Source organism: Streptomyces sp. LS1784, assembly GCF_020103755.1.
GTDB lineage: Bacteria > Actinomycetota > Actinomycetes > Streptomycetales > Streptomycetaceae > Kitasatospora.
This window is the reverse complement of sequence record NZ_JAHSQD010000080.1, coordinates 1-23,624: the sequence shown is the minus strand read 5'-3', so window position 1 is coordinate 23,624 and position 23,624 is coordinate 1. Positions and strand designations below refer to the sequence as shown.

Below are 23,624 nucleotides of genomic sequence, written 5' to 3'. Positions count from 1 at the left end.
CAGCCGCGGGCCGGCGGCGGCGCGGACGGCGGCGAGCCGGGTGTCGGAGAAGCCGCCGACGCAGACCCGGTCCCAGGCGTCGGTCCGGCGGATCGCCTCGACCAGCGGCCCGACGGCCGGCGCGGCCTTGACGTCGATGTTGAAGCGGGCCCCGGGGAACGCGCCGAGCAGGTCCTCCAGCAGCGGCACGGGCTCCGTCCCGCCGATCCGGGCCCGCCTGACGGCCTCCCAGGGCAGCTCCGCCACCGCCCCGGTGCGATCGGTGACCCGGTCGAGGCGCGAGTCGTGGAAGGCCACCAGCACGCCGTCGGCGGTCGCGTGCACGTCCGTCTCCAGGTAGCGGTAGCCGAGCGCGACGGCGGCCTCGAAGGCGGCGAGCGAGTTCTCGGGGCGCCCGAGGGCACCGCCCCGGTGCGCGAAGGCGAGCGGCCCGGGATGGTCGAGGAAGGGGTGCATGTGGTGCTCCGAGCTGCGGGGAGAGGGAGGCCCGACGGGCCCGCGAGGCCGGGGTCCGCGGGCGTACCAGCGCGTTACAGTATTACGCACCCTGTCAAGCAGTAACGTCTTGCGAGGGGGTGGGCCCTATGCGCGCGGGTCGACCTGGACGACGGCGTGCCGCCCGTCGGTGCGCCACGGCGTCCCGGTTCCGTCGAGCCGGGCGACGGTGGCGGCGTCGAGGCCGACGATCACGTCCGACTTCAGCGTCCGCAGCGCCGCGACGGCCGAGGGGAAGTGCCCCACCGCCTCGGCGAACGGCGTGGTCGGGGGCCAGAGCCGGTCACCGACCAGGCGGCGGTAGTTGAGGTCCCCCTTGACGATCGTCAGCGCCGCACCGGCGAACTCGGCCCGCAGATCGGCGGGCAGGTCGTGGAACGGCAGCGGGGCGCAGAAGAACGGATGCGTCCGGACCACGAGTTCACCCCCGCCCAGCGCCCGCCACAGCCGCCCGCCGACCGCCCCGGCGGCCGGGGAGGATGCGGTGCGAAGGCGCCCGAGCGCGGCGAGGACGTCGGCCATCGTCGCGTCCGACACGAAGTACGGCTGCGGCTTCACGTACAGCACGACCCGTGCCGCCAGACCGTGGGCCAGCAGATGGTCGATCAGCACCAGGTCCGGCAGCAGCTCCCGGCCCGCGTTGTCCGCGACGACGCAGACCGGTCCGCCCGTGCTCCCGGCCCGCTCCAGCGCGGCTCGCAGCAGCGCACCGTCGTCGGCGGCCAGGTCGGAGGCCGTCGCCCCCTGCGCCCCCGCGGTGATCCGGAAGCTGAGGTCAGCCCGGTTGCCCCACAGCGCGGAGGACACCAGCGCCTTTGCCCGGCGGTCCTCCGGCAGCCCGTCGAGCCCGTCCAGCGCGGCCAGCTCCTCGTCCACCGCCGGCCCGCCCAGCTCGGCGGCCTTGAACGGTGCGAACGGATCGACGCCCTGCCAGACACCGGGCCGGAAGTACCCGGTGGCCTCCAGCAGCCGCCGGTAGAAGTAGCTCTCCGCCCACAGGAACGGCGCCTCGGCCCACGGCCTGCCCCACAGGCCCTCGCCCCAGGCCAGCCACCGCGTCCCGTCCGGAGCGTCCGCCCCCAGCGGCTCCAGCACCCCGGTGGTGCTCTCCACCAGCAGCCGCTCGACCGCCGCCCGCTCGCGCGGCCCGTACGGCAGCGCGTCGAGCACCTGCCGGACGAGCTTCGGGTGGCGCTCGTGGAACACCCCGTGGGCGAAGGACCCGCGGACGCCGCTGCGGATCACCGGCGCCGCGTTCGACGGGCCCGGCGCGCGAGACGGGTTCGGGCTCGACGGGTTCGGCTGCCACGCGCTCGGCTTCGACACGATGGGGGCTCGTCTCTCTCGTCCTCGGCGGTCGGCGGACCCTGCCGCCGACCGTCTGCCGGAGCCACCGGCACGGCCGAGTCTAGATCGCGCCGCTCCTCAGCCGCCCGCTCCACCACGGACGTCCCGGCGCAGGCCGAGGATCTCCGCGACGGCGTCCAGCCAGCGGGCGAGCAGCTGGTCGCCGTCGACGGTGGTGACGGTGGTGGCCGCCGAGCCCAGCCAGTCGCGGGCGAGCCGGGCCGGCTCCGTTCCGGGCAGCGGTTCGGCGAGGTCCGCGGCGTAGCGGGCACCGCCGCTGCGCACCACCTCGGCCAGGAAGGCGAGCGACCGGGGGAGTACCCCGAGGCGGTCGGCGGCCAGCGCCGCCGCGACGGCGCCCTCACCGAACAGTGCGGCCCGGTGCGGGCCGGCGAAGGCCAGGCCGTAGCGGAGCATGGCGGACACGTCGAGCTGCCGCAGCTCGTCGTCGGTCCTGGGGCGGAAGCGGTCCTCGGGGCTCATCGGACCGTCACCGTGTAGGTGTTGCGCACGACCGGTTTCCTGTTCTCGTCGCTGGGGGTGGGGAGGTTGCAGTAGCCGCGGAAGCAGTTGAGGAGGGTGACGGCGGTGGTCCCGCGGCCCTTGGCCTCGAAGGTGTAGAAGCGGGTGCCGCCGACACCGTCCGAGGTCTTCGACTCCTCCGGGAGCTCCAGTTTCTCGTCGACCGCGGCCGCGACCGCGGCGTCCGGTTTCGGGTCCACGACGCTCCAGCGGTCGCCGGCCGAGGTGTTGTCCCGGACGGCGATCGTGAACCGCTCGCCGACGGCGAGGCTGACCGAGCGCTCCTCCGCGCCGAGCACCCGGCCGCGGTCGGGCCCGTCCTGCCCACAGGCCGTCAGGCCGGCCGCCAGGACGGCTGCCAGCGCCACCGCCCGGACCGGCCTCCTCGTGGACATCCGTACCACCCCGGTCACTTCGGCAGGTGGACGGCGTAGGCGGTGGGCAGCCGGTTGTCGGAGGCCCCGTCCATGTGGCCGTTGACGAAGTCGTCCTCGCTGACCCAGGTGGTGGTGCCCCACGGGTTGTAGATCTGCAGCATGTTGCCCTCCTGGCCGACGATCATCATGGCGTGGCCCGACCGCTTGCCGTCCTTGTCGTAGCCTTCCACCCCGACCGGCACCGGCTTGCCGTCGGCGACCGCCTTCTCGATGTCCGGCAGGAGCTCGCGCCGGGCGTCGGAGTCCGGCATCTTCTTGTAGTCGAAGTCGGCGCCGGTGTGCGGGCTGACCTCCTTCTCCAGCACCTTCTCCTTGCCGTCCGCTCCCATGCCGTCCCAGTCCTTGCCGCCGTCGCCCTCCTGGTGCACCCGGTGCTGCTCGGCCAGCAGCCGCTGCTGGAACGCCGCCGGGTCGTCCTCCTGGCCGGACGGGCCGCCGGTCAGGTCCAGCGCGTAGAGCGGGTCGACCATCGCCCGGGCGGTGACGGTGGAGGAGGCGACGCAGGTGCCCTCGGTGTCCGCCTGCTGCCAGCGGGCGCCGTCGAAGGTCACCGGGTCGGTGTTCCTGTTGGAGCCGTCGTCGTTGACCCCGCCGCTGGAGGTGTCCTCGTCCTCGGTGTGGACGGGCGTCAGGTGCGTCCGGAGCCACTCCGGGTCCTTGCCGTGGATCTTGCCCTGGAAGGCGCGGATCTCGTCCAGATTGTGACCGGCCGCCAGCGCCTTCATCAGATAGGCCCGCTCCTGCGGGGACTTGGAGTCGGCGAGCAGCTTCTCGAAGTCCGCCCGGTCCTTGTCGTTCATCTTGTCCAGGTACTCGCCGGACCGCTTCATGTCGTTGGCGGTCAACAGCTCGTTCAGTTCGGTCGGACCGTCCGGACCGGAGGTCTCGGCCAGCACGAGCTTGTCGGCGGCGGTGACCCCGTTGGTCTTCATCCTGCCCGCCCGGGCCTCGGAGGCCAGCTTGTTCAGGTCACGGGCCGCCGCCCGGGCCGCCTCGTCGGCGTGCTTGGCGGCGTTCAGCATCGCGTCGACCTGGGGCACGGCTGCCTGCTGCGCCTTCTTGCGCGCCGCCTCCTCGTCGTCGCCCTCGAACCAGTCGTCGAACCAGCCGTCCTCGCTGCCAAGCGAGTTCAGCACCTGCTGGAGCGCGGACCTCGCGGCGCCGTCCTGGCCCTGGGCGGTGCGCAGCGCGTCCGCGAGGTGGAGCAGGGCTATCCCGCCGTTGTGGAGCGATGTGGTCTGCTGGTCGACGGCGCGGGCGGCGGCGGCCACCACCTCGGCGGCCTTGGCACCCGTCGAACCGGTCCAGACGTCCGGCAGCCCGGAGGTGGCGACCGCCAGGACGTCCTGGTGGAGCTGGTTGGAGTCGGCGGCCGCGTTCTTGTAGCGGTTGCCGGTGGCCTCGATGGTGCCCGGGTCCCCGACCGGTGCGTGGACCGCGAGGGCGCCCCTGATCGCGGAGATCAGCTCGTTCTTGCTGTCCGCCTCGCGGACGTCCTTCAGCCGGTCGCTCAGCGCCTTGCAGCGCTGCGTGGTGGATTCGCCTGCCATGGCGGCTCGTTCGCCCCCTGTTCCCGTTGCCCGTGGTGTCGTTCCTGCTGCTGCTCGCCGGCCGCTCGTCAGCTGCTCGGCTGCTCATCCGTAAGGCTGCTCGCCTGCCGGGACTTCGTCTGCCCCGCTCCCGCCCGCCGGGCCTCAGCCGAAGGGCCGGTACCCGCCGCTGCCCGAGGCCGCCGCGAGGTCCTTCACCACGGCGCCGTCAGCCGACTGGTAGCCGGCGGAGGAACCCCGCACCTTGCCCGCCAGCTCGCTCAGCGCGCTCTTGATCGTCGCGGTCTCCGCCTGCCAGGCGGTGCTGAAGTTCCGGTACGCCGGATCGACGTCCTCGCCCCCGAACACGTCCGGGGTGTAGCACACCGGATCGCTGATCGCTGTCCCGATCGTCCCCTCGTCCCCGGACGCCTTGTCCAGCGCCTTCGCCTGTCCCTCGGCCCCGCCGGCCTGGATCGCGTACCCCGACCCCTGCGCCATGGTTCACCCCTCGTGCGTCCCCCGAGCCGTCCGCGCGACGGCGTCCGAGCACCATACGGGCGCTCCGGTGCCTGGGCAATTCCTATCGCGCCTGGTCGGAGGGCTGTTGCAGACTCATGACACACCGTCCACCGCACGGTGACGGCAGGACGCCGACGCGCCGCGAAGCGGTCAGCCGGGTGTGGTGGAGGGGGCCCTGCGGGGGGCGTGACGGTGGTCAGCCGGTGGATCCGGGCCGTCAGGAGACCGGTGCGCAGGGTGGGCGAGTGCGCGGTTTCGTCGGACGTCGTGAAGACTCCCGGCTACTGGATGCTCCGGCGGTGCGGGTGGCGAGGGTCGGCGGGGCAGGCGAAGACGTTGAGTTCGCCCCAGCGGCCGACGGTGACCTCGGTCGGCGTGGAGGCGTCGTGGAGGTCCGCCGACGCCTGGTCCTCCAACGGCCGCCAACTGCCGCTGCCGCCGTCCCACTCCGAACTGTCGATGGTCAGCAGCAGGTGCATCGGGGTCGCGCAGCTGTGGCAGTCCATCGGGGCCGGGTCGGTGCTGTGCCAGGAGGCGAAGCCGCCGACGCGCCAGCCGGGAGGGATGGACAGGTCGTACTGGTAGAGCGGCGGGCCGGCGTCCTCCCCGTCCTCCCCGTCCTCCCCGTCCTCCCCGTCCCCCTCGGCCTCCTCCTCCCGGGCCTCCTCCCAGGCGCCGATGCGGGCGCACAGGTCCTCCGGGAGGAGGCCGGCGAACGGGTAGGTGGTCACCTGCTCGGGGTGCAGCACGCAGGGCTCGGGCACGTACCCGTCGAAGCCGACGACCTCCGGCCGTGGGGGCGACGCCAGGACCTCGGTGACCTCCCACGAGCGGCGCCAGCGGAGGTCGAGCAGCATGCCCGTGCGGCCCGGGCCGTGGGCGTCGAAGGGGCACCAGAACACCTGGAGCAGGTCGCAGTCGTCCGGCCCGGCCGGCAGGTCGGGGATGTCCCGCCGGTAGAACTGCGCGAGGCCGATCAGCGGCAACGGGTCGTCCGCGGACGCGCCTTCGACGCGGTGGCGGCGGCCGAGCTCGTCGAGCAGCTGCCGTTCCCCGTCCGTCGGACCGGGGTCCTGCTCGCGGTTCCAGGCCGCCGCCAGGACCTCCCGGGAGCGGTGGATGTCCGCAGGGCGCCGGCCGCGGGCATGCGGGTGGGGGTCGGTGCAGACCGGCCAGGGCTCGTCCGAGGGCCACAGCAGCGGGCCGCCGACGGAGCTGGCCGAGGCGTCCGGCCGTCCCGGGCGCGGGTGGAGCCGGGTGGTGGTGCCCCGATGCCGGGCCAGCTCGGGGAAGAGCGCCTCGATGTCGAGCGGGCGCGGGGGTGTGGTTCTCGGCATGGCACCGACCTTAGGGAGCGACTGACGGGCGCCGTGCGCCGGGGTTCCCATTCGGAGAGCGGGACGCCACCGTCCGGTCAGCGCGGCGCCGGTGTCCTGCCGGCGGTGACAGTGCCGTGCCTGCGTCCTGTCCGTGTCCTGCAAGTGGCCTGCCCCACGCTGGTGTTGAAAGAGCGAAACTCGTGGGAGGTCACCATGTCGAACAGCATCCGACCGCACTCCGGCACCCGCACCACCTCCGTCCTGGTCTCCGGCGCCGGGATAGCCGGCACCGCCCTCGCCTACTGGCTGAACCGCTACGGCTTCCGCGTCACGGTCGTGGAGCGGGCCCCCTCGCTGCGTGCCGGCGGGCAGGCCGTGGACATCCGCGGCACCGCCCTGACGGTGGTCGAGCGGATGGGTCTGCTGGAGGAGGTCCGAGCCCGCCGGACCGGTCTGCGCGGGATGTCGGTGGTCGACGCGGACGGCCACGAGCTGCGCCGCACCACCGAGTGGACGGCCAGCGGCGGGCCGGTCGGCGGCCCGGACGTGGAGATCCTGCGCGACGAGCTCGCCGAGCTGATCGCCGGAGCGGAGAAGAACGGCACACCCGCCGGGCCCGGCGTCGAGTACCGCTTCGACGACGCGATCGACACCCTGGTGCAGCACCCGCAGGGCGTGGAGGTCAGGTTCCGCAGCGCCACCGAGCGGTCCTTCGACCTGGTCGTCGGCGCCGACGGCCTGCACTCGAACACCCGCCGCCTGGTCTTCGGCCCCGAAACGGACTACCTGAACCCGATCGGCACCTACCTCGCCGTCTGGAGCGCGCCCAACCACCTCGACCTCGACCGTTGGGAGGTCGCCCACCAGGCCGGCGACGACCCCGACTGGTTCTGCATGGCGATGACCGTCCGCGACAACAGCGAACTGCGCGTCTTCGTCGGCTTCCACACCGACGAGCCGCTCGACCGCATGCTCCCGCGCGACCCCGCCCGGCAGCGCCGGTTGGTGGCCGAGCGCTCCGCCCGTGCGCGCTGGGAGCTGCCGCGCTTCCTCCAGGCGATGTGGGAGACCGACGCCTTCCACTACGACGTCATCGCCCAGATCCGGATGGATCGCTGGTCCGAGGACCGCGTCGTCCTGCTCGGCGATGCCGGCTACTGCTGTTCCCCGGCCACCGGTCAGGGCACCAGCGTGGCCCTGACCGCCGCCTACGTCCTGGCGGGTGAACTGCACGCGGCCGACGGCGACCACCACACGGCCTACCCCGCCTACGAGCGGCGGCTGCGCGACCACGTGGCCGCCAACCAGGCGATCCTCAAGCTGACCGGGGACCGGAAGGCCCGGTCCGAGAGCGTCGCGAACCTCGGACAGACCGACCCGAAGCTGGAGGCGGCCTTCCAGGCGGCGCTCGCCTTCGACCTGCCGGACTACTGACCGGGAAGGCGCCCGGTGCCGGCCCGTGCCCGGGCGACCGGGTACGGGCCGTCCCGTGCCGCTCTACCGGGCGGCGGCCGGGGAGAGCTCCGCGGCGAGCCGGCGCAGCTCGGGGCCGTACTCGGGGTTGGCGAGCGCGGCGGCGAACTGGGCGCGCAGGTAGGCGGCGGGGTTGCCGGTGTCGTACCAGGTGCCGTCGATGACCTGCCCGTAGACCGCGCGCCGGGCCGCGTAGGCGTTGATGGCGTCGGTCAGGTAGACCTCGTCCTCGGGCTTCTCGTGCCACCGGAGGGTCAGTTCGCGCAGCTCGTCGACGATGCCGGGGGTGATGACGTAGCCGCCGATCGCCGCGTACGCGGAGGGCGCGTCGGCCGGCTTCGGCTTCTCGACCAGGCCGGTGATCCGCAGCGAGCCTCCGCCGAGGTCCTCCTTCACCACCGGCACGCCGTAGCGGTAGGAGTCCTCGGGCGCCATCGGCATCAGCGCGAGCACCGGCGCGTTGGTCTGCTCGTACGCCCGGATCAGCTGCTGCGCGCGGGGGACCTCCGCCACGAAGACGTCGTCCGGCCAGAGCACCAGGCAGGGCTCGTCGCCGAAGTGGCGGGCGGCGTTGAGCACCGGGGTGCCGTTGCCGTACGGGCCGTGCTGGTAGAGGTAGCTGATGTGGCCCTTGCGGGACAGTTCGCCGACCTCCTCGACCGCGTCCGCGAACGCCGCCTTGCCGTCCCGGCGCAGTTGCTCGACCAGGACGGGGTTGGGGCGGAAGTGCTCCTGGATCAGGCCCTTGTCGCCGTTCACGACGATGGTGATGTCGGTGATGCCGCTCTCGATCAGCTCACGCACGGTGTGTTCGATCACCGGCTTGTCGCCGACCGGCAGCATCTCCTTCGGCGTGGCCTTGGTCAGCGGCAGGAGGCGGGAGCCGAGCCCGGCGGCGGGGATGACGGCTCGGCGGATCGTCCTGGGGGCCATGTGACCCTCTCTCGTTTCGTCGGTGGTGCAGCGCCGTGGTGACGCGGCGTCACGGTCGACGCTATCAGGGACCGGCGTCCCGTTAAGTGGACGGTCGGCGTACGGAAACCGGCCTCCCGGCAGCCGTCCGGTTGCACCCGTCGGCTACGGGCGGGCCATCTCGAACTCCGGTACGGCGCGCGGTTTCTCGGCGTCGCGCTCCCGGGTTCCGGCGGTCGGCCGCCTGCCGTCGCTCGCCCGGCCGTCGGGTGGCGCGACGGAGCGGGGCGGGAAATCCGTGGGAGATTCTCCGTCGGAGGACGTCAAGACCGCGGCGCCCGCACCGACACCCGGCCGAAGGCGGCCCCGCCGGGGCCGCACACCCGAGGAGGACGAGATGAAGTTCCTGATCAGCCTGCACATCAACCCGGCCGTGCTGGACGCCCTGACCGACGAGGAGAAGGCGGCGATCGGCGCCGGACACGGCCGGTTCATCGAGGATCTGAAGGAGTCCGGCGAGCTGATCCTCACCCAGGCGCTGGTCGACCCGTCGCAGGCCGCCGTGGTGACCGTGCGCAACGGCCAGCCGGTGGTGACCGACGGACCGTTCCTGGAGGCCAAGGAGTTCCTGGGCGGCTTCTACCTGATCGACTGCGAGGACAGGCAGCGCGCGATCGAACTGGCCGCCCGCATCCCGGACACCGCGATCGAGGGCCTGGGCGTCGAAGTGCGACAGGTGATGTTCTCCGACGGACACTTGGAGGCATGACAGCACCGGACTTCGAGGACCTGCTGCGTGGGCTCACGCCGCAGGTCCTCGGCACGTTGGTACGACGGTACGGCCGCTTCGAGGGGTGCGAGGACGCGGTGCAGGAGGCCGTCCTCGCCGCCGCCGTGCAGTGGCCCTCCGAGGGGGTGCCGGACAACCCGCGCGGCTGGCTGGTGACGGTCGCCTCGCGGCGACTGATCGACCAGGTGCGCGGTGACAGCGCGCGGCGCGAGCGGGAGCGGGCGACGGCGGCCGCCGCAGTGGTGCCGGAGGAGGTGCCGGACACCGACGACACGCTGCTCCTGCTGTTCCTGTGCTGCCACCCGGCGCTGACCGCCGCCTCGCAGACGGCCCTGACGCTGCGCGCGGTCGGCGGGCTGACCACGGCCGAGATCGCCCGCGCGTTCCTGGTGCCGGAGGCGACGATGGCGGCCCGGATCAGCCGGGCCAAGCAGCGGATCAGGGCCGCCGGCGGTTCGTTCGAGCTGCCCGGTGGGTCCCTGTCGGAGGGCGGGATACCGGCGGACGAGCGCGAGGAACGGCTGCGGGTCGTCCTGCACGTGCTCTACCTGATATTCAACGAGGGCTACACCGCCTCCTCGGGCGGGGAGCTGCACCGCCTCGATCTCGCCCGCGAGGCGATCCGGCTCACCCGGATGGTGCGGGCACAGCTGCCGGAGGACGGCGAGGTGGCCGGGCTGCTCGCGTTGATGCTGCTGACCCATGCCCGCCGCGCGGCCAGGACGACGGCCTCCGGTGACCTGGTCCCGCTGGCCGCGCAGGACCGCACGGTGTGGGACCGCGCGCTGATCGAGGAGGGAACGGCGCTGGTCAAGGAGGCGCTGGCCGGTCCGGAGCTCGGCCCGTACCGGCTCCAGGCCGCGATCGCCGCCACCCACGCCGACGCGGCCTCCGCCGGGGACACCGACTGGCGGCAGGTGTACGCGCTGTACCTGATCCTGGAGCGGATCGCGCCCAACCCGATGGTCACCCTCAACCGGGCCGTCGCCCTCGCCGAGACCGAGGGCCCGGAGACCGGCCTGGCCCTCCTCGCCACCCTGGACGCCGACACCCGGATGGCCGGCCACCACCGGCTGCTGTCCGTCCGGGCGCACCTGCTGGAGCGGGCCGGCGACACGGCCGGGGCGTACGAGTACTACCGGCGCGCCGCCCGGGCCACCGCGAGCCTCGCGGAGCGCCGGTACCTGGAGGCACGGGCGGGCCGGGTGCGTCCGGCCCGGTGAGGCTGCTCCCCGCCTCCGACCTCTCGGAGCCCGGTCCTGTCCGTCGCGGCCCGGTCCCGGTCCTCGGTGTCCGATCGTGCTCAGAGTCCGACCGCGTCGGCCGTCTGCTCGGTGGTCCAGGCGAAGAAGTCGTCCGCCGGGTCGATCGACCCGACCAGGTGGCCGTGCAGTTCGAAGCCGATCAGGCCGATCAACTGCACCCAGGCTCCGATGCTCCGGGCGAGGACGTGCGGCGGCAGGCCGAGGGCGAAGTCCGCGGTGAGCCGGGTGAGCTGCTCGGGCAGGGCGCCCTGCGGCGGCGGGCCGGGCGGGGTGGGCCGGAGCTCGGCGTCGCGGACCACGCCGAGGAGGGCGAGCGGCAGCCGGGCGGCGGGCTCGACGGTGCTCCGGGGTGCCGCGTAGCCCGGTACGGGGGTGCCGAAGACCAGCGAGAACTCGTGCGGGTTGGCCCGGGCCCAGTCACGGGTGGCGGTCCACAGGGCCCGCCAGCGGTCCCGCGACGCACCCGCTCCGGTGGCGGCGAGAACGCGGTCCGCGGCGTCGCCGAGTTCGTTGTAGGCGTCGATGATCAGCGCGGTCAGCAGCTCGTCGCGGCTGGCGAAGTAGCGGTACAGCGCGGAGGAGGCCATGCCCAGCTCGCGGGCGACGGCGCGCAGCGACAGCTGCTGGGCGCCCGCGGAGGCGAGTTGGCGGCGGGCCTCCTGCTTGATCTCACGGGTGAGTTCCTCGCGGGCCCGTTCGCGGGCGGTCCGGATCGCTGGCATGGGGACAGCCTGCCACAGGTCGGAGCGCTGCACACGAGTGAGAGCACTGCTCTTGTCTCATCGGCCCGCCGGTGCCATGCTGGAGGCGCCGAAGAGAGAGCAGTGCTCTCGAAAAGAAGCAGTAATCACGGAATCGAGGAGCCCCGATGTCCCGCGCCGAGCACCTGCCCAGCCCGACCACCCGTCTGCTGATGCCGACCACCCGCCTCGGCATCGCCACCGGAAAGCTGCTCAACGGCATGGTCGCCGCCCTCACCAAGGCCGGCGTCAGCCTCTGGGGCTCCCGGGTGCTGGCCGTCCGCGGCCGCAAGAGCGGCGAGTGGCGCACCACCCCCGTCAACCTGCTGACCCACGAGGGCGAGCGCTACCTGGTCGCACCGCGCGGCCACACCCAGTGGGTCCGCAACCTCCGGGCGGCCGGCACCGGCGAACTCCGGGTCGGCCGCCGCACCGAGGTCTTCCGCGCCACCGAACTCCCGGACGCCGACAAGTCCGAGGTGCTCCGCGCCTACCTGCGCCGCTGGAAGTGGGAGGTCGGCTACTTCTTCGAGGGGATCGGCCCGGACGCCCCGGCCGAGGACCTGCTCCGGGTCGCCCCCGGCTACCCCGTCTTCCGCATCACGGGCAGCTGAGCATCCGTACCGGACGGGGGAATCGTGCCGCAGCGCCGGGCCCTTCTTGCTCCCGACTCGTTGCCCATGGCGGCAGACCACCCGCGGACGACCACCGGAGGTTCCCCATGGCCGACGAGCCCGAGGCGACGGACGGGCCCCGGATCCCCCCGTACCGCAGCTACACCTGGGAGGGTGAGGGCGACGCCGTTCACGTCGTCCTCTACCCGGGCGAGGAGGAGGCCGACGAGGAGCGCAAGGCCGCGTTCCGCGCCATGGGCGCCCGGCAGTCGGCCGACCTGATCGCCGACCGGGAGGCGGAGCACACCCCGCCCTTCCCCGGCCTGCGGAACCTCCGCCTGGCCCACGGCGAAGGTACCGGCTGAGCCGCACGCACGAACGGGCGGCTGTCGCGAAGCCCCGAAAGCGGCCTGACGGCACCCGCCGCCAGGAGTCGGTGACGCCGGATCAGGAGGCCGAACGATAGAGCCGACCATGCCCGAGCGCGGCCAGGCCTTTGGTCCGGACAGTCGGCCGTTCCCGGTGTGCACCGCCGAACTTGCCGCTGGCTGGACGTACTTGTTCCTGGCCGCCGCCCCCGCGCACGCGCCCCGGCGCGCACGCGGGCGGTCCGCGCCGGATTCTCGCCCTCCGCGTTGCGTGGCCCCTGCCGCATGGTGTAAATACCCGTTACTTTGTAACTAACCATCAGGAAGTCGGGAGGGGACGTTGACACTGGATCTGCGCCGTCAAGGGTCCGTCGAGGAGGACATGGTCTTCTTCGCGATGCCGTACGACGAGAAGCCGCTGCCGGACGGCCGGTTGGAGAACTTCGACGACCTGTACCAGGGCTACTTCGCGGAGTGGGCTGAGAAGTGGGACATGCGCGCCGAGCGCGCCGACAAGGTTCCGGGCACCACCGAGAGCGCGTTGGACGTCGCCTGGTCTGGGATCGACCGGGCGGGGATCGTGGTCGTCGACCTGTCCGTTCCGTCGACCTCCGTGGCCATGGAACTGGCCTGGGCGCTGTGTCTGCGGAAACGGGTGGTGGTGATCGCACACAAGGGGGCCGAGGTGCCCACCAATGTTCGAGGCCAGTTCCGCGTCGTGTGGTACGTGTGGAACACCAGGGGCCTGATGGACCTGAAGGACAGCCTGCAAACGGAGGTTGAGGCCCTGCGTCGCCAGCGGCGCGTGCCGGAGATGGACCTGCGGCCCTACACGCCGGAGGACCGTCAGCGGGCCAGGGCCAGGGTCGAGGAGGTCTGCGAGGACCACATCCGCGTCCGCGACGTTCGCAATCCGCGCCGGATCGCGGAGATGCACAAACGGGACGTCAGCTATCAGATGGACATCCCTGACCACATGTCGACGAGGTTCTTCGTCGGCAGGGAGGTCGACGGCTTCTTCGTGTACCGGGACAATACCCTCGTCTTCACGCAGCAGGAGGGTGAGGACCCCTGGGACGAGTGGGAGCGCACGTACCAGCGCAGCGCCAGGTTCACCGCGCGGGTGTACGAGCTGAACAACAAGGGCGTCTGGGTGGAGCTGCCCGGCGGCGGCCGCTCCCGGCTGCGGGAGCACGAGGCGACGGGGCTGAAGCAGAACGACGAGGTTCCCGTCGTCATCCGGCGGGTCGACCGGATGCGGCAGCGTATCGAGATCGCGGCCGCGCACCCGCAGCCGGCTGTCATCTCCGCCCCTGTTGTCCCGCCCCAGGCCCCGTCCATGGACGAGTACCCCCGGGTCGGGGACCGGCAGGGGGCCACCGTGGTTCGTCCCTTCGAGTCGTACCTGCTCGTGAGGCTGGACGGCTACCCGGACTTGCCCACGCTGGCCCTGCTGCACGCGCGGAGGATGTCGCCCTTGCTGCGCGGGGAACTGGAGGCCGGCCGGCTGACGGAGGGACGGCGGGTCCTGGTCGTCGTCGACGACGTCAGGCCGTCCCGCAGCAAGCCGGGATTGTTCGACATCCGGGTGAGCGAAGTCGAGGGCGAACTCGCGTCGGAAGGCGGGACGGTGGCGGAGGTGCCCGCGTGGTGATGCCCGGCCAGGTGTCGCCTATCACCCCGACCGCGCTCGACGCGAGGCTGTGGAACAGCCGGGTCGGCGTGCAGGACTACGGTTCGGCGGGCGAGAAGTACCAGGCGGCCGTCCTGGAGCAGTACAAGCTGTATGTGGAGATGGCGGACCGGATCAGCGCCCGCCGGAGCCTGACCAACACCTTCTTCCTGACCGTCAATGCGGCCCTGCTGGCGGCGGTCGGCGCGGTCCGGGGCAGCGTCCTGCACGGGCTGCCGACCTGGGGGCTGGTGGTGGCCGGCCTGGTGGCGATGGGGCAGTGCGTGGCCTGGATCCTCCTCATCGCCTCCTACCGGCAGCTCAACCGGGCCAAGTACCGGGTCATCGGCGCACTGGAAGAGCGACTGCCGGCCCGCGCGTACGATGCCGAGTGGGTGGAACTCGGGGATGGGAAGACGATCAGGCAGTACCTTCCGCTCACGCTGGTGGAGCTGTGGATCCCGGTGCTGTTCCTGCTGTTCTACGTCACCGCCGGGGTCGTGGCGGTGACCCTGGCCTGACGGCGGGGCCACGCGGGGCCGGGCCACGACATGTCCGGCCCCGAGGTCGGTACCATACGACGCATTCGAACGTGCGATCGTCGAGGCCTGGGAAGAGCGGGAAGATGAACACGCTGACGCGGCGCGACCGGCTCCGCCTCCAGATGTCGGAGGACGTGCGGGCCGTCGCACGGGACATCATCGCGACGCACGGGGTGGACGCCCTGAGCCTCGCCGAGATCGCGCGGCGGGTGCAGGTCACCCCGGCGGCGCTCTACCGGCACTTCGAGAACCTGGCGGACATTGTCCGGCACACGGCCCGCGACATCGTCGCCGACCTCGCGTTCGAACTCCAGGCGGCGGTCGACGTGGAGCCCGAGACCGACTTTGCGGCCCGGCTGATCGCCCCCACCCGGTCCTTCCGCCGCTGGGCGCTCGCCCACCGCGAGGAGTTCAACCTGCTGTTCGGCACACCGACGGCCGCTGCGGCGGATGCCCAGACGGACATGACCAGCGACTGGGTCCGCCGGCTCTCCGAAGTCTGGGGCCCGGTGTTCGTGCAGCTCTGGAACGCCCGCCCCTATCCGGTGCTGGCCGACGATGAACTCGAGCCGCTGTTGCGGCAACAGATGGCGGCGTACCGCGCGGCGACCGGGGTGGAGATGCCGCTCGGTGCGGTGGTCGTGATGCTCTCCTGCTGGCGTTCGATCTACGGCCAGGTGGCGCTGGAGGTCTTCGCTCACTTCGCACCCCTGATCGTCGACCAGGAGCCGATGTTCGAGATGCTGATGCGGGATCTGATGGACCGGATGGGCCTGGGGGCGGACTACCGGCCGCCGACCACGGCGAAGGCGTAGGTCGGCGGCCGTCCTCGGTCCGGGTTGGTGGCCGTCGGCCGCCGGCTCAGCCCTTGCCGCCCGCTTTCAGCACCTGGGCCGCGGCCACGCCCGCCGCGCTGAAGCCGTGCCCGCCGCCCTCGACCTCGGCGGCGACAGCGAGGTCGCCGCGGTAGGCGATGAACCAGCTGTTGTTGGCCTGGCCACCCGCCTCGACGGTGCCGGTCTTGGCGCCGATCTGGCCGGACAGGCCGGCCATCGGGGTACGGGCGGTGCCCTGGGTGGCGGTCTTGGCCATCATGGCGCGCAGGTCCCGGGCGACGTCGGCGGGGAGCTTGTCGGGTGCCGTCACGCGCTTGGCGTCCTCGCGCAGCACGGGCTGACGGAACGTCCCGTTCTGCACGGTGGCGGCGACCGAGGCCATCAGCAGCGAGTTGACCTGGATCTGCCCCTGGCCGATGTACTGGGCCGCGGCCTCGTCCTTGTTCCCGGGGGCCGGGATGGTGCCGTCCCGGCTGGGGATGCCGATGTGCCACTCCAGACCGAGGCCGAACTGCTCCCGGGCCACCCGGCCGAGGGCGCCGGGCTGGAGCTTCTCCAGGCCCTTGTCGATGAAGCCGGTGTTGCAGGAGTGGGTGAAGTCGTCGGTGAGGGTGTAGGACGGGAAGTCGCCGCGCTCGTCGTTGTGCCAGGCGCGCGGGGAGTAGGTGGTGTCCTTGCAGGGCACCACGGTGTCCGGGCTCACCCCGGCCTGCAGCAGGGCGGCCGAGGTGATCACCTTCATCGTCGAGCCGGGCGGCTGGCCGCCCGCGACCGCGCGGTTGAACCCGCCCTGCGGGGCGTTCGCGATCGCCAGGATGTGGCCGGTGCTCGGCTGGATGGCCACCAGTGAGGCCGGATTGCCGTTCGCCGACTGCTGCTTGACCGCGTCCTCGGCGACCTGCTGGAGGTCGGCGTCCAGGGTGAGCTTGACCTGCGGGGCGCTCGGCGGGGTCAGCACGAACAGCTGCTCCGGCTTGCCACCGCTGCCGTCCGAGAGCACCACGGCCCGTCCGGTGACGGCGTCGGCGCCGTCCGGCGGGGCGATCTGGGGCAGGACGGCGCGCAGCGACGGGAAGGTGTCGAGCGGCCGGCCCTTGCGGTCGGTGGGCTTGGACACCGGGTTGGGCATCGCCTTCACCCCGATGCTCTTGCCCGGGGTGAGCTGGGGATGGATCACGGACGGCTTCCAGCGCACCACGGCCCGCCCGTCCTGGGAGCGGACGAAACTCAGTACGCTGTCGTACTCCCAGGCGTCCGGGGTGCCCTCGAACTCCGCCTTCACCCGGAAGCCGAGGGCCGGCTCGCTCGGGCCGTCGGCCGGCGCGCGGCCCGTCCCGGTCAGGGCGAGCGAGCGGGCGCCCACCTGCTCGTGGAACGTGGTCAGCGCGGCGCGGGCGGACTCCGGGCGGTCCGTCAGGCCGGCCGCGGCCGTGATGTCGCCGCGGCTCCAGGCCGCCAGGAATTCCTTGGCCGCCGACTCGGCCTGTTCGGCGGTCGGCGGGTCCTGTGGCGCCTTCGCCACGGTGCCGGAGCCCTGGTGGCCGCTGGAGGGGCCGTTGTCCGTCACGGCGTTCATCACGTTGTAGGCGCCGTAGCCGCCGACCGCCAGCAGGGCGGCGAACACCCCGCCGGCCGCCACCATCACGACCCGGCGCGTGGTCGAGCCGCGCGGGGCCTCGTCGTCGTCCTCGCCGTCCTCGTCGTACGCGCTGTCGTCGTCGGCGAGTTCGTCGTACTCCCGGTGGGCACCGTAGCCGTCGTGCCCGGGGAGCCCGTCCTGTTGGAGGAACCCGTCCTGCCCGTCGTGTCCGCGGTCCGCGTCGCGCTGGTCGTACTCGTCGTACCTGTCGTTCTTCCGTTCTCCGGACATGGCCCCGTCCCCCCTGCGATCCATCGTGTGCGGCGGGCTCGCCCCCTCAGGCATGCCGGCCCGCCGGCCCGACGATCGGACGAAAGTCCGTTCGGGCGCGGATCAGCCTATGCCGAGACGAGTGGTCGGTCGACAGTGGGACAGCCCGCAACCGGACGGCACCACACCCGGCGCCGCACCGCGAAAGGCCTCAGCCCAGCACGGCCGGCGTCGGCCCGTCCGGCCGCACGGTGATGCTGTACGCCGCCCCCGTCGGTCGCGACCGGAACGCCAACGGCCCCATCGGCAGAAGGAGGTCCAGCAGCGCCGTGGTCTCGCGCAGCGCGAACTGGGTGCCCAGGCAGGCGCGGGCGCCGAGGCCGAACGGGACGTAGGCGCCGAGCTGCCCGGGGCGGTCCGCGCCGGGGGCGAAGCGGGCGGGGTCGAAGCGTTCCGGGTCGGGCCACAGCGCCGGGTCGCGGTGGGTGAGGTACGGGCAGACCAGCACGTCCGTCCCGGCGACGATGCGGTGCCCCGCGATGACGTCGTCCTCGACGGCGTGCCGGGGGAGCAGCCAGGCGGAGGGGTAGAGCCGCAGCGTCTCGCTCACCAGCGCCTGCGGATCGGCCGTCCGGGCCCCGGGGTGGCGGTCGAGCAGCAGGAAGAGCCAGGTGAGCGTGGTGGCCGTGGTCTCGTGGCCGGCGACGAGCAGGGTGACCAGCTCGTCGCGGATCAGCCGGTCGGTGTACTCGGGGTACTGCTCGCCCGCCTCGATCAGCACCCGGAGCACGCCGGGCTCCTCGGCCGGGCCGGCCGAGCGCGCCGCGTCGATGGCCGCGTGCGCCACCGCGTCGATCCGGGCCAGGTCCCCGGCGACCGCGTCCCGGGCGTCCGCCGCGTTGGTCGGCAGTGTCGGCATCGCGGCCACCACCCGTTCCACCGAGCGGAGTTCGTGATCCGTCCGGTCGTCCATCGGCAGTCCGGTGAGCGCCCGCCAGACGGTGTCCAGGGCGAAGCCGCGCATCTCCTCGCCGACGTCGAAGGTCTCCCCGCTGCGGCGGTACCCCTCCCAGCGCTCGGCGGTGCGGCGCGCCGCCGCGGCGATCCGCCGCTCGTAGCGGCGCATCCCGGTGCCGGTGAACTGCGACTGCAGCAGCCGCCGTTGACGCTTCCAGGCGTCGCCGGTGGCGGACAGCACGCCGTCCCCGACCAGCATCCGGGCGCGGTGCGAGCGCTTGACGTACCGGTCCGGGTGGCGGCCCAGGACGTGCTGCACGGCGGCCGGGTCGGTGACCAGGACGGTCGGCGTCGGGCCGAGGCGGAAGGCGGCGACGCCGCCGACGCCGCGCTGCGTCCGGGCCAGCAGGTCGACGAGCTCGGCCTCCTCGGCCCGCCACTGCTCGACGGCCTCGGCGGCCAGCTCCGGTACCGGGCGGGTGTCCGTGCTCACGGGTCGGGTCCTTCCGGTCTGCTGACGGTTCGTCCGTTCCGGTCCGACTCTATGCCAGGGAGGCTCCCGTCCGGGTTGCCCCGAACGGATGGCGGGTCCGGCCGGGGGCGGCGCGGCGGCGCGCCGGGCCGTGGGCGCACGGCTACCGTGCGGCGGGGCCGAGCGGCCCCTGCTCGCTGAGCGGATGGGAGAACGCATGCCCGGGACCCGGCACTTCGGAGGCGGCAGGAACCGCCGAGTGGCCCGGTGGCCGGTGGCCGTCCTGCTCGTTCCGGCCCTCGCGGCCTGCGGCGGTGGCGGCGGCTCCGGGTCGGCCGGCGCCACCCAGGCCGGGCAGAACGGTCAGAACAGCGGATCGGGCCGGCCGGACGACCAGCGGACCAAGGACGAGGGCAACGAGGGCGGATTCCGGAACGCCGGCGAGCCCTCGGCGAACGTCCAGGGCAGCGACAACACCGCCTTGATCAGCCTGTCCTTCCCGTCGAGGACCAGCTTCCCGGCCACGATCAGCAAGGTCGCCGACTGCGGCAGCTCGGCGTACGCGAGCCCTCCCTGGAAGCAGGTCCAGGTGACCGACGGCACGACCGGTCAGGTCGAGTTCCAGCTCCCGCAGTGGAAGCCCGGGACCACGAGCCGGACCGTGTGCCTCACCGTGACGGCCGATGACTCCACCAAGCGGATCGAGGCCGCGGGTTCGGTGGACGTCATCAGCCCGGACAACGGCTCCACCCCCGGCAACGGCTCCACCCCCGGCAACGGACCGACGTCCTACGACGGAGGGACTCCCGGCGGCGGGTCCAGCCCGAACGGCGGCGTTTCCACCGGCGCCGGGAGCAACCCCTGAGCCCAGTCGAGGAGGAACCCCCGGGCGGGCCGACGCAGCCGCAGGCGCGCCCCTGGGGCGAGTGGATCGCCAAGCTCGCGACCTGGGCCGCCCCGACCACCCTCCTCGCCGCGCTGCTCTTCTTCTTCGGCTACGCCTACACCAGTTCGCTCTACGGCTACTTCGGCATCGACGCCGGCACGATGGGCTTCGTCACCCAGGACCTGCTGCTCCGCAGTTCCCCCGCGCTCTACGCCCCGGCCGGGGTCGCGCTGGTCGGCGCGTTGGTCGGCGCGCTGGTCTACCACCTCGCGACCAGGGCGGCCGGGGGAGGCGGGGGCGGCGCCCGGACGGTGCGGTGGGCCTGCCTGGCCGTCACCGTGGCGGCCGTCCCGCTGCTGGTGCTCGGCTTCCTGGCCGGCTTCGAGGCGTTCGACGCCGGCCCGATGGGCACCCCGCTCCTGATCGGCGGCGCGCTGCTGCTCGGGGTCCTGGCCCGGATGATGTACGTGCGCAGCACCGGCGCGCCGTACCCGCTGACCGGGGAGCGCGCCGCGCTGGGCATCAGCGTGACGATCATCGTGCTCTGCTCGTTCTGGGCGGTCGGCGGCTACGCCCAGTACAAGGGCACGGCCGACGCCGAGCAGCTGGCCCACCACCTCTACCGGCGTCCGGCGGTCGTCCTCGACACCCCGGAGCGCCTCCACCTGGGGTGGCCCGGGGTGCGCGAGACGGTGCTGCCCGACGTGGAGCAGGGGGCGCGGTTCCGCTACCGCTACGAGGGCCTGCGGCTGCTGGCCTACGCCGGCGGCCGGATGTTCCTGGTCCCGCACGACTGGACCTGGGAGACGGGCAACGGGCTGATCGTCCCCTTCGACGACAACGTCCGGGTCGCCTTCCACCCCGGCTGAGGCCCCCGTGGTCCGGGTACACGGCTGCGCCGCGGTCCGTCCCCCTCGACGGACCGCGGCGCAGCGGCTTCACCGGGCGTCAGCGCGCCTGCGTCACACCGGCTGCCAGAGCGCCGGGACGACCGGCGGTTCCCAGCCGACCTGGGCGGTGTGGCCCTGGAGGCAGCGGTAGCCGACTCCGTCGTAGGTCACGACGTCGCCCGCCTGGTAGGTGGTGCCGGGCGTCCAGGTGCCACCGGGGTTCGGCGAGCCGTTGCCCACGACCAGCGAGAAGCTGGTGCTGTGCGCGGCCGAGCCGGTCCCGGTCAGGGTGATGTTGTAGGTGCCGGTCGCGGTCGAGGCGGACGTGGCGAGGGTGACCGTCGCCGAGCCGCCGGACTGCACCGAGGAGGGGCTGAAGGAGACCGTCACGCCCGCCGGGGCGCCCGAGGCGGTCAGGCTGACCGTCTGGGCCGAGCCGGAGGTGGTGGCGGTGGCGACCGTCGCGGTGGCGGTGCCGCCGGGCGAGACGGTGGCGGTGGTCGGGTTCACCGAGAGGGAGAAGTCGTCGGCGGGCGCGGTGCCGCCGACCGAGGTCTTCCAGATGGTGTACGCCACGCCGTCGGCGCTGCGGTTCAGCACCGTCGCGTCGACGTTGGTGGTGGTGTCGCAGGACGAGTGGTAGCAGGAGTCGTAGGAACGGCCCGCCGTGCCGCCCCACTTGGCCGCCTGCGCCGACGTCTTGGTGTCGCTGGCGCCGGCCGCGTAGCCCGAGGTCGGGATGCCCGCCTGCTGGAAGGAGTAGTCGTCCGAGCGGCCCTGGCCCTCGACGTTCTCCTCCGGCTTGAGGTTCAGCGAGTCCCAGTAGGCCTTCATCGGCGCGGAGGCCGAGGAGTTGATGTTGTTGATGAAGTAGCCGGCGTTGGTCGAGCCGACCATGTCGAAGTTGTAGTACGCCTTGATCGCGGAGCGCTGGGCGGAGCTCAGCTGGCCGACGTAGGACTGCGAGCCCTGGAGGCCCTGCTCCTCACCGGTCCACCAGGCGAACCGGACGTGCCGGGTCAGGCTGGGGTTCTGCTGGGCGAGCACGAGCGCGTTCTCCAGCAGGGTGGCCGAGCCGGAGCCGTTGTCGTTGATGCCGGGGCCGGCCGAGACGCTGTCCAGGTGGGCGCCGAACATGGTGACCTGGTCGGAGGGGCCGCCGGGCCAGTCGGCGATCAGGTTGTCGGACTGGTAGGTGCAGGAGGTGCAGGTCTGCTCGGTGACGCTGTAACCGGCCGCCTGGAGCTTGCCCTTGATGTACGCCAGCGACTGGCTGTGTCCGGCGCTGCCCGCCCGGCGGTGGCCGCCGTTCTGGTTGGCGATGCTGTTCAGCTGGGACAGGTGGGCCTGGACCTTGGCGACGTCGATGTCGGGCGCGGGCCCGCCGGGGTTGCCCCCGCCGCCGACGGTCAGGCTGTACTGGGCGGTGTGGTTGGTGGAGCCGGCGGTGCCGGTGACGGTGATCTGGTACGTCCCGGCCACGGCCGCCGCGGAGGCGGACAGGGTCAGGGTGGAGGAGGAACCGGCCTGCACCGAGGAGGGGTTGAAGCTCGCGGTGACGCCCGAGGGCAGACCCGAGGCGGTGAGGGCGACGGTCTGGACGGTGCCGGAGGTGACGGCGGTGCTCACCGTCGACGAGGCCGAGGCGCCGGGCTGGACGGAGCCGGAGCCCGGGCCGAGGGAGAGCGAGAAGTCGCTGTTGCCGGACGGCGTGCAGGTCGGGTCGCCGGTCTGGGCGGGGACGCTGACGGCGTCCCAGGCGGCCTTGGCCCGGTTGAAGAACGTGCAGCTCGCGTCGAGGTTCTTCGCGGCGGTCAGGGTGGCGGTGCGGTAGCGCTTGTAGGTCATGCCGCTGGTCTTGAGGAGCATGCCGCCGTAGAAGACCCGGCCGGCGTCCTTGATGCCGATGCCGGTGACGGTGGAGTTGTTGCAGGTCGGGCTGGTGGGCTTGCCGCCGCCCGGGTTGGAGCCCTCGGCGAGGAGGTAGAACCAGTGGTTCAGCGGACCGGCCGCCGCGTGCTCCTCGGTCTGCGGGATCGACGCCGAGTAGCAGTTGGGGTTGTTGCCGACCAGTGAGGGGTTGTACATGTTGCGGATCGGCCCGCTGCCGACCAGGTTGATCATCTCTCCGACGGTGTAGTCCGGGGAGTCGTAGGGTGCGGGCTCGTTGGCGTAGGCCTCGGTGAGTGCGCCCATGATGTCGCCGGTGGCCTCGCCCAGGCCGGACTCGTTGTTCGCACCGCCCGGGGTGTACTGGTCGAGGCCGTGGCCGAACTCGTGGCCGACGACGTCGATCGAGGCGATCCACTTGTTGGCCTGGCTGTGGCCGATGGATATCGTGCTGCCGTCCCAGTAGGCGTTGACATCACTGAGTCCGACCTTGACGGGCCAGCTGCCGCCGTTGCCGTTGTGCCCGTTGCGACCGAGCCAGTCGCGCAGCATGTCCCATTCCTTCTGGGCGGCGAACATCGCGTCCCCGCAGCCGGTCTCCTTGCTGGAGGCGCTGCCGGTGCCCCAGGAGTCACCGGTCTTGGAGAAGACCTGGCCGGTGCTGTAGTCGGAGCAGGACAGGCCCGGCCGGTTGGGGTCGCGCAGCGAGTACGAGCCGCCGGAGTTGGTGGTGCTGATGGTGACCGGGGCGGGGCCGTTCCACTCGCTGTTGACGGTGCCCGCGCGCACGTCGTCGTAGCTGTCGATGACCTCGCCGGTGGCGGCGTCGACGAAGACGTGAAGTCGGCTGGGGGTGGTGCCCTGGCGCCCGGTGAGGACGGTCTCCCAGGCCAGGCGGCCGGTGCCGTCCTTGACCCGGACGACCAGGCGGCGGGACTCCACCGAGTCCACCGCCGCCAGCTTGGTGCGGGCGGTCTTCTCCGCGTTCGCCGCGCTGACCTGCGGTGTGATGGAGCCGCCGACGGGACCGGTGGCCGCGGACTGCAGGGCGCGGACACGACCCTGGGCGTCGGCGAGGACCACCGCGTCACCGCCGACCACCGGCAGGCCGTGGTAGCTGCGTTCGTAGGCGACGGAGTAGAGTCCGCCGATCCACGGGGTGACGGTCTTGCGTTCGTAGGTCTCGTCGGGGCCCTTGGCCAGGGCGTCCAGGCCGGCCGCGGTGGCGGCGTCGGCCGCGTTCACCGCCGCGGCCAGGGCGCTGGGCGGGGCCGGGGAGGGGGCGGGTGCGGCGGTG

The 23,624-nt window shown here is 72.8% G+C and carries 22 protein-coding genes; 10 read left to right on the top strand and 12 right to left on the bottom strand.

Features of this window, described 5'->3' with window-relative positions:
* The 7 genes from KS423_RS12805 to KS423_RS12775 all read right to left on the bottom strand — a co-directional run.
* Nucleotides 1-456, bottom strand: a 456-nt coding sequence (locus KS423_RS12805) for a glycerophosphodiester phosphodiesterase family protein (RefSeq protein WP_263454779.1), incomplete at its 3' end; no start/stop codon positions are given.
* Nucleotides 457-582: 126 nt separating this feature from the next.
* Nucleotides 583-1,740: a damage-control phosphatase ARMT1 family protein gene (locus tag KS423_RS12800; protein WP_224278461.1), complete on the bottom strand. Its 1,158-nt coding sequence runs from the start codon at nucleotides 1,738-1,740 to the stop codon at nucleotides 583-585.
* A gap of 180 nt (nucleotides 1,741-1,920) precedes the next feature.
* Nucleotides 1,921-2,325, bottom strand: a complete 405-nt coding sequence (locus KS423_RS12795; protein ID WP_224278460.1) for a hypothetical protein — start codon at nucleotides 2,323-2,325, stop codon at nucleotides 1,921-1,923.
* Entirely contained in the window at nucleotides 2,322-2,759 is a 438-nt protein-coding gene (locus KS423_RS12790) for a protease inhibitor I42 family protein (protein ID WP_224278458.1), read from the bottom strand. Before KS423_RS12790 ends, KS423_RS12795 begins: the two co-directional genes overlap by 4 nt.
* A gap of 14 nt (nucleotides 2,760-2,773) precedes the next feature.
* Nucleotides 2,774-4,351 (bottom strand): peptidoglycan-binding protein, encoded by a 1,578-nt coding sequence (locus KS423_RS12785; RefSeq protein WP_224278456.1) that lies wholly within the window; start codon nucleotides 4,349-4,351, stop codon nucleotides 2,774-2,776.
* 144 nt (nucleotides 4,352-4,495) lie between these two features.
* Complete coding sequence (locus KS423_RS12780; RefSeq protein WP_224278455.1) at nucleotides 4,496-4,831, bottom strand: hypothetical protein; 336 nt, start codon at nucleotides 4,829-4,831, stop codon at nucleotides 4,496-4,498.
* Between the two features lie 302 nt (nucleotides 4,832-5,133).
* On the bottom strand, nucleotides 5,134-6,189 hold the full coding sequence (locus tag KS423_RS12775) for a hypothetical protein (protein WP_224278453.1): 1,056 nt from the start codon (nucleotides 6,187-6,189) through the stop codon (nucleotides 5,134-5,136).
* A gap of 195 nt (nucleotides 6,190-6,384) precedes the next feature.
* Here KS423_RS12775 and KS423_RS12770 point away from each other — a divergent pair, with 195 nt between their 5' ends.
* Nucleotides 6,385-7,605 (top strand): FAD-dependent monooxygenase, encoded by a 1,221-nt coding sequence (locus KS423_RS12770; RefSeq protein ID WP_224278451.1) that lies wholly within the window; start codon nucleotides 6,385-6,387, stop codon nucleotides 7,603-7,605.
* Nucleotides 7,606-7,668: 63 nt separating this feature from the next.
* Here KS423_RS12770 and KS423_RS12765 read toward each other — a convergent pair whose 3' ends face one another.
* Complete coding sequence (locus KS423_RS12765; protein ID WP_224278449.1) at nucleotides 7,669-8,577, bottom strand: UTP--glucose-1-phosphate uridylyltransferase; 909 nt, start codon at nucleotides 8,575-8,577, stop codon at nucleotides 7,669-7,671.
* Between the two features lie 376 nt (nucleotides 8,578-8,953).
* On the opposite strand from KS423_RS12765, the gene KS423_RS12760 reads away from it, so the two are divergent.
* Nucleotides 8,954-9,325, top strand: coding sequence for a YciI family protein (locus tag KS423_RS12760; RefSeq protein WP_224278447.1), 372 nt, complete (start codon nucleotides 8,954-8,956; stop codon nucleotides 9,323-9,325).
* Complete coding sequence (locus KS423_RS12755) at nucleotides 9,322-10,569, top strand: RNA polymerase sigma factor (protein WP_224278445.1); 1,248 nt, start codon at nucleotides 9,322-9,324, stop codon at nucleotides 10,567-10,569. Before KS423_RS12760 ends, KS423_RS12755 begins: the two co-directional genes overlap by 4 nt.
* A gap of 80 nt (nucleotides 10,570-10,649) precedes the next feature.
* Here KS423_RS12755 and KS423_RS12750 read toward each other — a convergent pair whose 3' ends face one another.
* On the bottom strand, nucleotides 10,650-11,333 hold the full coding sequence (locus KS423_RS12750) for a TetR/AcrR family transcriptional regulator (protein WP_224278443.1): 684 nt from the start codon (nucleotides 11,331-11,333) through the stop codon (nucleotides 10,650-10,652).
* A 191-nt stretch (nucleotides 11,334-11,524) separates the two neighbouring features.
* Here KS423_RS12750 and KS423_RS12745 point away from each other — a divergent pair, with 191 nt between their 5' ends.
* The 5 genes from KS423_RS12745 (at nucleotide 11,525) to KS423_RS12725 (ending at nucleotide 15,362) form a co-directional block, all read left to right on the top strand.
* Nucleotides 11,525-11,965, top strand: coding sequence for a nitroreductase family deazaflavin-dependent oxidoreductase (locus tag KS423_RS12745; RefSeq protein ID WP_224278465.1), 441 nt, complete (start codon nucleotides 11,525-11,527; stop codon nucleotides 11,963-11,965).
* Between the two features lie 107 nt (nucleotides 11,966-12,072).
* A complete protein-coding gene (locus KS423_RS12740) occupies nucleotides 12,073-12,330 on the top strand; it encodes a hypothetical protein (RefSeq protein ID WP_224278441.1) in 258 nt (85 codons plus the stop codon).
* 343 nt (nucleotides 12,331-12,673) lie between these two features.
* Nucleotides 12,674-13,987 carry a hypothetical protein gene (locus KS423_RS12735; protein ID WP_224278439.1) on the top strand — a complete coding sequence of 438 codons (1,314 nt, stop codon included), beginning with the start codon at nucleotides 12,674-12,676 and terminating at the stop codon, nucleotides 13,985-13,987.
* Nucleotides 13,987-14,526, top strand: coding sequence for a hypothetical protein (locus KS423_RS12730; RefSeq protein WP_224278463.1), 540 nt, complete (start codon nucleotides 13,987-13,989; stop codon nucleotides 14,524-14,526). The genes KS423_RS12735 and KS423_RS12730 overlap by 1 nt, the downstream gene beginning before the upstream one ends.
* A gap of 104 nt (nucleotides 14,527-14,630) precedes the next feature.
* A complete protein-coding gene (locus KS423_RS12725; RefSeq protein ID WP_224278437.1) occupies nucleotides 14,631-15,362 on the top strand; it encodes a TetR/AcrR family transcriptional regulator in 732 nt (243 codons plus the stop codon).
* Nucleotides 15,363-15,408: 46 nt separating this feature from the next.
* On the opposite strand, the gene KS423_RS12720 is transcribed toward KS423_RS12725, so the two are convergent.
* Both KS423_RS12720 and KS423_RS12715 read right to left on the bottom strand, forming a co-directional pair.
* Nucleotides 15,409-17,253, bottom strand: a complete 1,845-nt coding sequence (locus KS423_RS12720) for a penicillin-binding transpeptidase domain-containing protein (RefSeq protein ID WP_224278435.1) — start codon at nucleotides 17,251-17,253, stop codon at nucleotides 15,409-15,411.
* A 190-nt stretch (nucleotides 17,254-17,443) separates the two neighbouring features.
* Nucleotides 17,444-18,682 (bottom strand): cytochrome P450, encoded by a 1,239-nt coding sequence (locus KS423_RS12715; protein WP_224278433.1) that lies wholly within the window; start codon nucleotides 18,680-18,682, stop codon nucleotides 17,444-17,446.
* Between the two features lie 238 nt (nucleotides 18,683-18,920).
* Here KS423_RS12715 and KS423_RS12710 point away from each other — a divergent pair, with 238 nt between their 5' ends.
* The gene (locus tag KS423_RS12710; protein WP_224278431.1) at nucleotides 18,921-19,526 is read left to right on the top strand and encodes a hypothetical protein; all 606 of its coding nucleotides are present in this window, start codon (nucleotides 18,921-18,923) and stop codon (nucleotides 19,524-19,526) included.
* Nucleotides 19,527-19,708: 182 nt separating this feature from the next.
* Nucleotides 19,709-20,416 carry a hypothetical protein gene (locus KS423_RS12705; RefSeq protein WP_224278429.1) on the top strand — a complete coding sequence of 236 codons (708 nt, stop codon included), beginning with the start codon at nucleotides 19,709-19,711 and terminating at the stop codon, nucleotides 20,414-20,416.
* Nucleotides 20,417-20,509: 93 nt separating this feature from the next.
* Here KS423_RS12705 and KS423_RS12700 read toward each other — a convergent pair.
* Nucleotides 20,510-23,624, bottom strand: a 3,115-nt coding sequence (locus KS423_RS12700; protein WP_224278427.1) for a M28 family peptidase, incomplete at its 5' end; no start/stop codon positions are given.